The 10,400-nt window shown below is 32.6% G+C and carries 7 protein-coding genes and 1 pseudogene; 1 reads left to right on the top strand and 7 read right to left on the bottom strand.

The genetic code is table 11. From position 1 onward, the window contains the following. The 6 genes and pseudogenes from CQA57_RS07900 to CQA57_RS07925 form a co-directional block, all read right to left on the bottom strand. Positions 1-396: pseudogene (locus CQA57_RS07900) on the bottom strand (hypothetical protein); the annotation flags it as partial. A gap of 244 nt (positions 397-640) precedes the next feature. After that, positions 641-2,407, bottom strand: a complete 1,767-nt coding sequence (locus tag CQA57_RS07905; protein ID WP_115579696.1) for a sodium:solute symporter family transporter — start codon at positions 2,405-2,407, stop codon at positions 641-643. 39 nt (positions 2,408-2,446) lie between these two features. After that, positions 2,447-3,655, bottom strand: a complete 1,209-nt coding sequence (locus CQA57_RS07910) for an ABC transporter permease (protein WP_115579697.1) — start codon at positions 3,653-3,655, stop codon at positions 2,447-2,449. Further along, positions 3,652-4,344 (bottom strand): ABC transporter ATP-binding protein, encoded by a 693-nt coding sequence (locus tag CQA57_RS07915; protein ID WP_115579698.1) that lies wholly within the window; start codon positions 4,342-4,344, stop codon positions 3,652-3,654. Before CQA57_RS07915 ends, CQA57_RS07910 begins: the two co-directional genes overlap by 4 nt. Continuing rightward, positions 4,341-5,585, bottom strand: coding sequence for an efflux RND transporter periplasmic adaptor subunit (locus tag CQA57_RS07920; RefSeq protein WP_115579699.1), 1,245 nt, complete (start codon positions 5,583-5,585; stop codon positions 4,341-4,343). The genes CQA57_RS07915 and CQA57_RS07920 overlap by 4 nt, the downstream gene beginning before the upstream one ends. Continuing rightward, the gene (locus CQA57_RS07925) at positions 5,582-6,997 is read right to left on the bottom strand and encodes a TolC family protein (RefSeq protein WP_115579700.1); all 1,416 of its coding nucleotides are present in this window, start codon (positions 6,995-6,997) and stop codon (positions 5,582-5,584) included. The genes CQA57_RS07920 and CQA57_RS07925 overlap by 4 nt, the downstream gene beginning before the upstream one ends. 191 nt (positions 6,998-7,188) lie before the next feature. Between CQA57_RS07925 and CQA57_RS07930 the strand changes: the two genes are divergently transcribed. After that, positions 7,189-8,607, top strand: a complete 1,419-nt coding sequence (locus CQA57_RS07930; RefSeq protein ID WP_115579701.1) for a Do family serine endopeptidase — start codon at positions 7,189-7,191, stop codon at positions 8,605-8,607. Positions 8,608-8,630: 23 nt separating this feature from the next. Here CQA57_RS07930 and ccoG read toward each other — a convergent pair whose 3' ends face one another. Further along, on the bottom strand, positions 8,631-10,004 hold the full coding sequence (gene ccoG, locus CQA57_RS07935) for a cytochrome c oxidase accessory protein CcoG (protein ID WP_115579702.1): 1,374 nt from the start codon (positions 10,002-10,004) through the stop codon (positions 8,631-8,633). Between the last annotated feature and the right edge of the window lie 396 nt (positions 10,005-10,400).

Here is a 10,400-nt window from a genome sequence, read left to right on the forward strand (position 1 = left end):
AAATTCTTTAATCTTTTCATAATAAGGTTCAAAGATTACATTATAAGGAGCAAAAGCTTGATTATGATATTTACACCCATTAGAGAGGATTTGGGGGAGTGCTTCATTTATGCGTGTAAAATCCCACGCATAAATTGTTTTCATTTTTCCATCACTATCTTTAATTTGTCTTGGATCTGAAGTAATCTCATCTCTAAGTTTTTCAGCTAGTTCATCCCTCTCCCTCTCTCTTTTCTTTATCTCTTCTCTAAACTCAGGATAAAAGACATATACTCCTCCATATTCTTTACTAAGTTTTTCTTTTGCTATTACTTTTGGCATAAGGTATGTAAAAACTCCAAGATTCCATAACCATAGTAAGATAAATGCTAAAACTAAGATACCTATTACTTTCATTGTCTTCCTCACTTTCTTTACTTTTATCTTGTTTTAATTTAAGCACTTTGAAGTAAAATCATAAGTACTTTCATTTTTTTCTTAAATATCCTAGAAAGTAGAGGAATGCTTAGGATAAGAAAGGGTAGAAGTTTTATTCTTCGCATTGTATTTTTCCTATGAAAATTTAGTAGATATTTTAGATAATTTTTTAAACAGGAGTATTGTAACTTGAATAAGAGATTTCTCATAGAATAAAGATTTTTTATCTTTCTACCTCATTTAACATAGTTTCAAAGGCTTTTTTGGTTCCTTCTCTTGGTTTTTGTAAATAGCTCACTAATATGATAGCTATACTTGCACAAATAAAAGCAGGTATCATTTCATAGATAGGAAAATGCGCTTTAAAAAAGTTTTTGTGCAAAATCACTACAAGTGCTCCTGTAATCATCCCAGCAATTGCACCCATTCTAGTCATTCTAGACCAAAAAAGAGAAAATAAAATTACACTCCCAAAACTAGCACCAAAACCTGCCCAAGCATAAGCTACGATTGATAGCACACTAGAATCTTTATTTGTTGAGATTAAAAATGCTATTAGTGAAACGAATAAAACACCCATTCTGCTCATTAGCATTATGGATTTTTCAGAAGCTTCTTTTTTGAAAATTTTGTGATAAAAGTCTTGTGCTATGGTGGAGCTAGATACAAGAAGTTGAGAGCTTGCAGTGCTCATAATTGCAGCAAGGATAGCACTTAGTAAAATACCACATATCCAAGGATTAAAGAGTATTTGACTCATTGCAATAAAAATTTTTTCAGGATCATTTAAAGAAAGATTGAATTTATTGATATATGCAATTCCAAGCAATCCAATAAAACAAGCACCAAGAAGACCTGCCACCATCCATAAGATTCCAATGCTTGTTGCAAGTGGAATATCTTTGATAGAACGGATTGACATAAAACGCACTAAGATATGTGGTTGCCCAAAATATCCTAGTCCCCAAGCTAATGCAGAAAGAATTCCTAGCAATGAAATATTAGAAAACATACTTAAGCGACTATGGGGTTGTATTTTAGAATCTTGCAAGAGGAGTAGGGTTTCTTTGATGGAGTGTATTTCTTGAGGGGTATATTGTCCTTTTGAGAGAATTGCTTGAGCATCTTGCAAAAGTTTTGTTATCTCAATAGCTGTTTTATCTCCAAACTTTAAATCTTTTGCATTGTTTAAAATTTCAATAATCTCTTGTATTTTTTTATTTGCTTCTTTTGGATTATTTTTTAAAAGATCAAGAGTTTGTGGTATATCTATTTTTTGCATAGAGATGATTATCTCTTTTGATTGATCAGAATTTTGAATCAAATTGAAAGCTTCTTTAATGCCACCAATATGATAAAGCATCACAATAGGCACTATAAGAAGTGCAAAAAGCATAAGTAAGCCTTGAATAAGATCAGTCCAGCATACAGCTTTATAACCACCAAAAAAAGTATAAATAACAATGATAATGGTTCCAATGCTAAGAGCATAGTGATACTTCAAGCCAAAGGTAGCTTCAAAAAGTTTTGCACCACCTACTAGACCACTTGAGATATAAAAAGTAAAGAAGATGAGGATAATGATTGCGCATAAGAATCTTAAAATATGCCTATCATCACTAAATCTTGTTTCAAGATAATCAGGTATTGTGAGGGAGTTGCTAACTACACCTGTATAGATTCTAAGGCGTTTTGCAACAAAAAGCCAATTAAATAAAGCACCAATGCTAAGACCAATTGCAATATAAAACTCAATAAGGCCGCTTACATAAAGTGCTCCAGGCAATCCCATCAAGAGCCAACCACTCATATCTGAAGCACCAGCAGAAAGTGCTGAGATAACAGGCCCCATTTTTTTATTGCCCAAAAAGTAATCCCCACTTGTAGTGTTTTGATTGAAGAAATAAAATCCAATACTTAGCATCAGCAATGCATAGCAGGCAAAAGTAATGAGGATAGGTAGATTTAGTGTAATATGCTCAAGACTCATTTTGCTTCCCTAAAGTTAAAATACAAATAGCTATTATAGCTATTCATACCTTAAGGCTTGTATAGGATCGAGTTTTGAAGCTCTTTTTGCGGGCAAATATCCAAAAATAATCCCTACAAGTGCAGAAAAAAGAAAAGCACCGATGGCTACCCATATATCAAACACAAATGGAATTTGCATATGCGTAGCAAGATAAAGTGAGATAAAAAATGCAAGAATAGTGCCAATGATACCACCAAGTGCGCTTACTACAATGGATTCTATGAGAAATTGCAATAAAACATCACTTGCTAGAGCACCAATTGCAAGGCGTGTGCCAATCTCTTTTGTGCGTTCAGTAACTGAAACAAGCATTATATTCATAATGCCAATACCGCCTACAAACAAGCTTACGCTTGCCACAGCTCCTAAGAATAAAGTAAGTGTTTTTGTGGTGCTTTGGAGAGTTTTTTCAATCTCTTTGGTATCCATTACTTCAAAAGTATCAAGCTGTCCAGATTTGATATTCCTTGCTTCTCTAAGAATCTCTTTGACTTCTGTAGTAGCTTTTGTGCTATCTGCATTGTCTTTGAGTGCAATAAAGATTCTATTGATATTAAAAATACTATTGGTTCCAGATATGCTTCTGTTGAAAACTTTAAAGGGGATAAGAATGACATCATCTTGATCTTGTCCCATTGCACCTTGACCTTTAGATTCTAAAACTCCGACTACTTCACAAACTATTTTTGCAACTCTTATTTGAGAGCCAAGAGGATTGGCTTGATTAAAAAGTGCTTTTTTTACGCTTTGTCCTAAAATGCAAACATTTCTTGCATATTCATTTTCTTCAAAATATCTGCCCATAGACATTTTCCATTCTGTAACTTCAAAATAATCATCAGTGATTCCATTGATAGTAGTTTGTGTATTTGCACCTTGATATTGAGCAAGGGAGCTTGAGCTAGAGATAGGAGCAATAGCATTGAAGTTTTGCAAACGCATTTTTAAAAGATTGACTTCTTGCATACTAAAATTTCTCTTTAAAGAGCCACCACCGGTGTTAAGCCCTCTAGCTGGCATTACAATCAAAAGATTGCTCCCAAGACTTGAGATTTGTTGAGTGATCATTTTTGTAGTGCCATTACCAAGTGCTACCATGACAATTACAGAACCTACACCAATAATAATTCCAAGCATAGTTAAAAAGGCTCTTAGGTAATTGCGACGGATTTGTCTAAAGGCAAGAAAAAAAGCATTAAGAATCATTTGGCAGCCTTTTTGATTTTCTTATCGATATTGCCATCAAGGAAGTGTATCTCTCTTGAGGCATATTGTGCCATGTCAGGCTCGTGAGTTACCATTAAGATGGTAATTTTTAATTCTTGATTTAATTTTTGCAAGATTTCCATAATCTCGATACTTCTTTTTGTATCCAAATTCCCTGTGGGCTCATCTGCAAGCAAAAATAAAGGTTTTGTTACAATAGCCCTTGCAATAGCAACCCTTTGGCATTGTCCTCCACTAAGTTCTGAGCTACTATGATGTGCCCATTTTTCAAGCCCAACCATTTCAAGTGCTTCGTATGCTAATTTTTGTCTTTCTTGTTTTTTCAAACCACGATATAAAAGAGGTAATTCTACATTTTCTAATGCGGAAGTTCGTGTTAAAAGATTGAAACCTTGAAAGATAAAACCTATAAAATAGCGTCTTAATAAAGCTCTTTGATTGTTGTTTAAAAGAGAGACATCGGTATTTGCAAAGATATATTGACCACTTGTTGGGGTGTCTAGACAGCCTAAAATATTTGCCATTGTGGATTTTCCAGATCCAGATGGACCCATCAAAGCGATAAAATCCCCCTTTTTTATAGTGAGATTTACTCCTTTTAGTGCTTCAAAGGCATTTTTACCACTTCCATAGGTTTTGGTGATATTTTTTAGACTAATGAAGCTCATTGGATTATAGAATCTGTGATGATAAGAGTATCTTGTGTAATTTCTTTTGAAAGCACTTGAACAAATTTAGAGTTTGATACTCCAACTTCAATAGAAATTTCTTGAGGAATATTGTCTTTGAGAATCCATATAGTGGCATTTGTTCCATTGATATTTTTTGCATTATTGATACTACGCTTTTGCCTTGGAGGTGGGGCAGGAAATAAGGAGGCATTGCTTTTTTTCTTTTGTGTTGTTTGTATATTGGGTTGATAAAAGATTGCTGCAATTGGAATAAGCATAGCATTTTTTGCAGAAGCAACTTCTATATTTGCAGTGGCACTCATTCCAGGTCTTAGTAATAATTGTTCATTATCTACAAAAATATTAGTTTCATAGCTTGTAATGTTGTCTGTGGTAGTTGAGGCAAAATTTACCCGATTGACTTTTGCATAAAAGGTTTGATTGGGGTAAGCATCTACATTAAAAGAAACCTTTTGATTTACTTTTACCTTACCGATATCAGATTCTGAAATATTTACAACAAGCTTCATATCTTTGAGATTCTCAGCAAGTGTGAATAAAGTTGGAGTATTGAGACTTGCAGCAACTGTCTGTCCAGCGCTCACTTCTCTTGTGAGAATGATTCCATCAATAGGGCTTGTAATGATAGAATTTTGCAAATCAATTTTTGCTGCATTGATGTTTGTTTGGATTTGTTGCATGCTTGCTTGTTTGATTTTAACATCTGCTTGAGCTTGCAAGAAATCTAGTTTTGCTGTTTGTAGTTCTAGTTGTGAAGGACTTTGGCCTTTTGTGGCTTTATAGAGTTTTTCTAAGCGTTCATAATTCCATTTTTTTTGTTGCAAGGTGACTTTAGAGCTCTCAAGATTTGCTTTTGCAGAATTTAGTTGTGCTTCATAACCATCAAGAGTTTGTTTTAATTTATTGGGATTGATTTCTGCAAGAATTTGTCCTTTTTTGACATTGTCATTTACATCAACATAAACTTTAGAGATAGTTCCAGATATTTGGCTGCCTATTTCTACATCATTGGTTGCAGAAAGTGTTCCAGTGGCTGATATGGTTTGCGTGATATTCCCAAGAATAGGTTTAGTGGTATTGTAAATAATTTTTGGTTTTTGAGTAAAAAGAAAATATGCTATTGTGCAACAAATAAAAATCAGCCCAATAAGTATGATATAAAGCCAACGATTTGTATTTTTTGATGGATTGAGAATCTCTTCGATAGATTTTTTCATCGTTCCTCCTGTGGTGTATTAAAATTTCCAGCAAAAGCCTTGTAGAGCAAAATAAGTGCGGTATTGAGTTGCAATGAAGAGCTAATGAGGGTATTTTTGGCTTTGTAAAAATTATTTTCTACTTCAAAAAAAGAAAGATCATCAATAAGCTTTTGTTTTCTTTTGATTCTAGTGCTTTTTAGGGTATTTTCAAAAAATTCTAAACCTTCTTTAGAATTTTCAAAACTTTGCTGTGAGGTTTGGAGATTGATACTTGCATTATTGATTTCTTGTAATGCCGTATTGATTGTATTTTGCAAACTATAATAAGCCTGCCTGGTGTCTTCTTTTGCAATTAGATAAGTTTGAGTGATAGAGGAGCGATTAAAAAGTGGCATTGCAAGTGAGCTTGCAATTTGCCATACTAATTCTCCAGCACTTGTGCTTGATGCTAAGATTTGCCCAAGACTACTACTGATGCTTAAAGAAGGGAGAAGTGCTAGTTTTTTATTGGTTCTTGTATAAAGACTTGCGTTTAATGTATAGATACTAGAGCTAACATCAGGACGATTGAAAAGCACTGATGAGGGTAGCGAAGTGATGATAGGAATCTTGCCTTGTGAGAGGATTTGGGATTTCTCAAAGACTAGAGGATAATCTTGTTGGTTTAAAAGGACTAATAATGCATTTTGATTTTGCTCTAAGGAATATTGCAAAGAGAGAAGCGTATTTTTTTGGGTAATGAGATTATTTTTCGCAGTGCTTAAATCAATAATATCAATCAAGCCTACATTGTATTTTTTCTGAGTAATTTTATAAATTTCTTCAAGGTTTTTTATGATAATTTGATTGATTTCTATGGAATTTTGGAGTTGTAGAATTGTAAAGTAATAAGTTGCTATATCAGCAATAAGACTTACTTTTGCATTTTCTAAGGTTTTTTGAGTGGCAAGTAGTGTTTGGATATTTGCATTTCTTAGAGCATTGAGTTTTCCAAAAACATCAATCTCCCAATTGAGGGTTAATGAAGCATTGAGAGAGTTTTGATTGTAATTTACTTGAATATTTTTGTAATTTCTATCACTATAATTATGATTAAGATTGATAGAGGCTGATGGTAGGAGATTTGCAGTGCTTATTTTTGCATTGCTTCTTGCTTGTATGATTTGAGATTCTAGTGTCAAAAGATTGGTGTTGTTTTTGAGGGCTTGAAGGATAAGATTTTTGAGATCTTCATTGGGAAAAAGTTCAAAAAAAGTTGCAATAAAGTCTTTTTCTTGAGAAATTTTTGTATCACCTAAAATTTGCAGTGTCTTTTGATGTGTAAAGTTTTTTGGCATTTTCATATTCACTGCAAGCTCGCTGTCTTTTGGCAAAGTGGTGCATCCTGTAAAAAAAGCAATAATCAGCAAGATGACTACAAAAAAATTCAATATATCTCCTAATGGTATTAGCGGTTAATAAAAAAGATTTTTAGATTCTATCTAAAAATAGTAATTATTTTCATTTATTGTATTTGTATCAAATGCCCTTAATTTTTTGAGTAGAGGTATTTATTTTTTATTTAAAAAAGTATTTTTTAATAATTTATTCAATTTTTGATTTTTAAAAAAAAGGAGCTCTTATGAAAAATAAGATTTTTTTAAGTTTGGCATTGGCTAGTGCATTATGTGCTTTCCAAGTAGAAAGTATGCCAGATGTTACCACAAGGGTAGGTCCAGAAGTAAAGGATAATGTAGTATATTCTTACCACGATTCTATAAAAGGAGCAATTTCTGCTGTTGTCAATATCTCTACACAAAAGAAGATTAAAGCACAAGTGCAAAATAATCCTATGTTTAATGATCCATTTTTCCAGCAATTTTTTGGAGATTTGTATAATCAAATCCCAAAAGATAGAATCGAGAGGGCTTTGGGTAGTGGAGTGATTATCTCTTCAGATGGCTATATTATTACAAATAATCATGTTATTGATGGGGCGGATAAGATTTTAGTGACATTGCCAAATAGCACTAAGGAATATAGCGCTACACTTGTTGGGACAGATCCTGATAGTGATTTAGCGGTGATTAGAATTGATAAAAAAGATTTGCCTTATATCAAGTTTGCTAATAGTAGTAATGCACAGGTTGGTGATGTTGTATTTGCGATAGGAAATCCTTTTGGTGTAGGTGAGACAGTTACAAAAGGAATTATTTCAGCTCTTAATAAAAATGGTATGGGAATCAATAATTATGAAAATTTTATTCAGACAGATACTTCTATCAATCCAGGAAATTCTGGTGGTGCATTGATTGATACAAGAGGTGCTTTAGTAGGAATAAATACCGCGATTATTTCTCGATCTGGTGGAAATTTGGGCATAGGTTTTGCCATTCCTTCAGATATGGTAAAACAAGTAGTAACACAATTGATTAAAGATGGGAAAATTGAGAGAGGTTATTTGGGTGTAGGAATCCAAGATGTGAGCAATGATTTGCGAGATACTTATAATAATCAAGAGGGTGCAGTAGTCATTAGTCTAGAAAAAGATTCTCCAGCAAAAAAAGCAGGAATGATGGTTTGGGATTTAATCACAGAGGTAAATGGCAAGAAGATTAAAGATAGTGCAGAGCTTAAAAATTTTATCGGCACTTTAAAACCAAATCAAGATGTAAATGTTAAGGTATTGCGAGACAAAAAAGAAGTGGTGCTTAATATCAAGCTTGCAGAACGCAATAAGGGTAAAAAAGATTCTCCAGTAAGCACAAAAGGCAGTGAAGAGGGAGAATTGAAGGGATTGAGAGTAGAGAGCATTACTCCACAAATTCGCCAAAGATATCGCATTACAGATGAGATACAAGGAGTAATTGTTACAAGTGTTGCAGAGGATTCTCCAGCTCAAGAGGCAGGATTTAATCAAGGCGATATTATCGCGCAAATTGAAAATATTACTATTAAAAATACGAGTGATTTTACCAATGCACTTAATAAATTTAAAGGAAAAAGTAAGAGGATATTAGTTTATACATCAAATGGTGTTAAAACTATTGTAACTAAATAGATTTTTTATTCTAAGAAGTGGTTTTACTTCTTAGAATGTAGTGCTTTCTGTAATACTTGCTCTTTGGGATAAACAAAAATACTTTTTCTTTCAATGCTAATTGCAGAATCATCAATCGCATAGATTCTGATTTTTAAAGGTAAGAGTGCATCATTTTTTGCATTATTCACTGCAAGATTTTTAGCTCTTAGGATTACTACCTCTTTGATTTTTCCCTTAGATTCTACTTTTATAGGATGATGAGGTCTGATAATTTCAATTCCTTCTTGATTAAGAATCTCAAAACTATAGCGATGGTCTTTTTTATCAGTATTTTCAAATAAGAAAATATAAAAGTTATCTATTGCGCCATTTTTTCTAATTTCATAAAGTTGTGTGTTGCGATCTATATTGACCAATACAGGTTCTTTTTTGCTTCCCATCACAAGCATAATGCCAAAAATAATTGCCAAAACAATCATATATCCAATGGTTTTGCTTCTGAGATATTTTATCTTTGTTTTAGTTTGAATTGCATTTGGAGAACTCCAATTTACCAAAGTAGGTTTTTGTAGTTTCCCCATCACATCAGTGCAGGCATCTACACACTCTAAGCAGTTGATACATTCAAGTTGCATTCCTTTGCGGATATCAATATGTGTAGGGCAGACTTTTACGCATTGATGGCAGTTGATACATTCGTTGTTTTTGTCTTGTTTTTGTGGAGGTGCTAAAAGATTACCTACATTATCATAAACCAATCCACCACGACCATTATCATAGATTGCCATAATAGTATCATTATCATATAGCACAGATTGCACCCTTGCATAAGGGCAGACATAAATACAGAAATTTTCTGCCATAAAAGTGATATCAAAAACTAAAAATCCTGCGATACATAGCCAAAAGGTTAGCAATACTTTGTGCTCTAGTGGTTGGCTTAAATAGGCAAAAAATTCTTTTGGAGGGACAAAGTAAAATAAAAACACAGCAGATGCAATCAATGCAATACAAGAAAATAGAGTAATAGCAATGATTTTTTTTATCACATTTTTTGTGTCATAAGTTGGTTTTTGTTGTTTGTCAGAAATTTTTTTACGCAGTTTTAGAAGTTTTGTTTCAATCAAATCCCTATAAATTACTCTAAAGATAGTTTGAGGGCAACTCCAACCGCACCATATCCTACCACCAAGTGTAGTCATAAAAAAGATTCCAATAAAAAGCATAATAAGCAAAAATGGCATAAGATAAAGCTCTTGCACATTGAAAGCTATACCCATTAGATGTAATTCTTTATGATCAAAAGAGAGTAGGAAAATCTGATTACCATTGATATTGATAAAAGGAATGCAGATTGCAATCAAAGTAATAAGGCTATAGAGAATATAGCGTTTTTTTCGATATGAAAGTTTCATTGTCTTATCCTAAAAATTTTTACAAATTATATTACTAATTGTGGATTTTGCAATGAATTTTTCCTTTTCCCTCTCCAACCACCACTTAAACTAAGGAGTTTTGTTATAAAACTTTAAGATTTGATTTTAAGATTAAAGAGTTTTGTTATTTCTCTTTTATCTTTTAAGCTTAAAGTATTGTTTTATTTCTTTTTGTTTTAGTTTGTTTAAAACAAAAAAATTATAAAGTGAAAAGTAAAAAATAAAATAAAAAATATAAAAATGTTTAAGTGGTGGCAGGAGAAGGAAAAATCTTTGTTTGTTTTCTTCTTCTGCTTAGTTTTAATTAAAAATACTTTTTAATACTTTTAATTAATACTTTTAATTTCTTTTTTAATTATTATTCTTCATACTTCT

The organism is Helicobacter anseris (genome assembly GCF_003364335.1).
Lineage (GTDB): Bacteria > Campylobacterota > Campylobacteria > Campylobacterales > Helicobacteraceae > Helicobacter_H > Helicobacter_H anseris.

What these genes read in the sequence shown, in the direction of transcription:
- CQA57_RS07905 (WP_115579696.1), bottom strand. Translation starts at nt 2,407, where the DNA reads ATGAGTCTTGAGCATATTACACTAAATCTACCTATCCTCATTACTTTT.
- CQA57_RS07910 (WP_115579697.1), bottom strand. Translation starts at nt 3,655, where the DNA reads ATGATTCTTAATGCTTTTTTTCTTGCCTTTAGACAAATCCGTCGCAAT.
- CQA57_RS07915 (WP_115579698.1), bottom strand. Translation starts at nt 4,344, where the DNA reads ATGAGCTTCATTAGTCTAAAAAATATCACCAAAACCTATGGAAGTGGT.
- CQA57_RS07920 (WP_115579699.1), bottom strand. Translation starts at nt 5,585, where the DNA reads ATGAAAAAATCTATCGAAGAGATTCTCAATCCATCAAAAAATACAAAT.
- CQA57_RS07930 (WP_115579701.1), top strand. Translation starts at nt 7,189, where the DNA reads ATGAAAAATAAGATTTTTTTAAGTTTGGCATTGGCTAGTGCATTATGT.
- ccoG (WP_115579702.1), bottom strand. Translation starts at nt 10,004, where the DNA reads ATGAAACTTTCATATCGAAAAAAACGCTATATTCTCTATAGCCTTATT.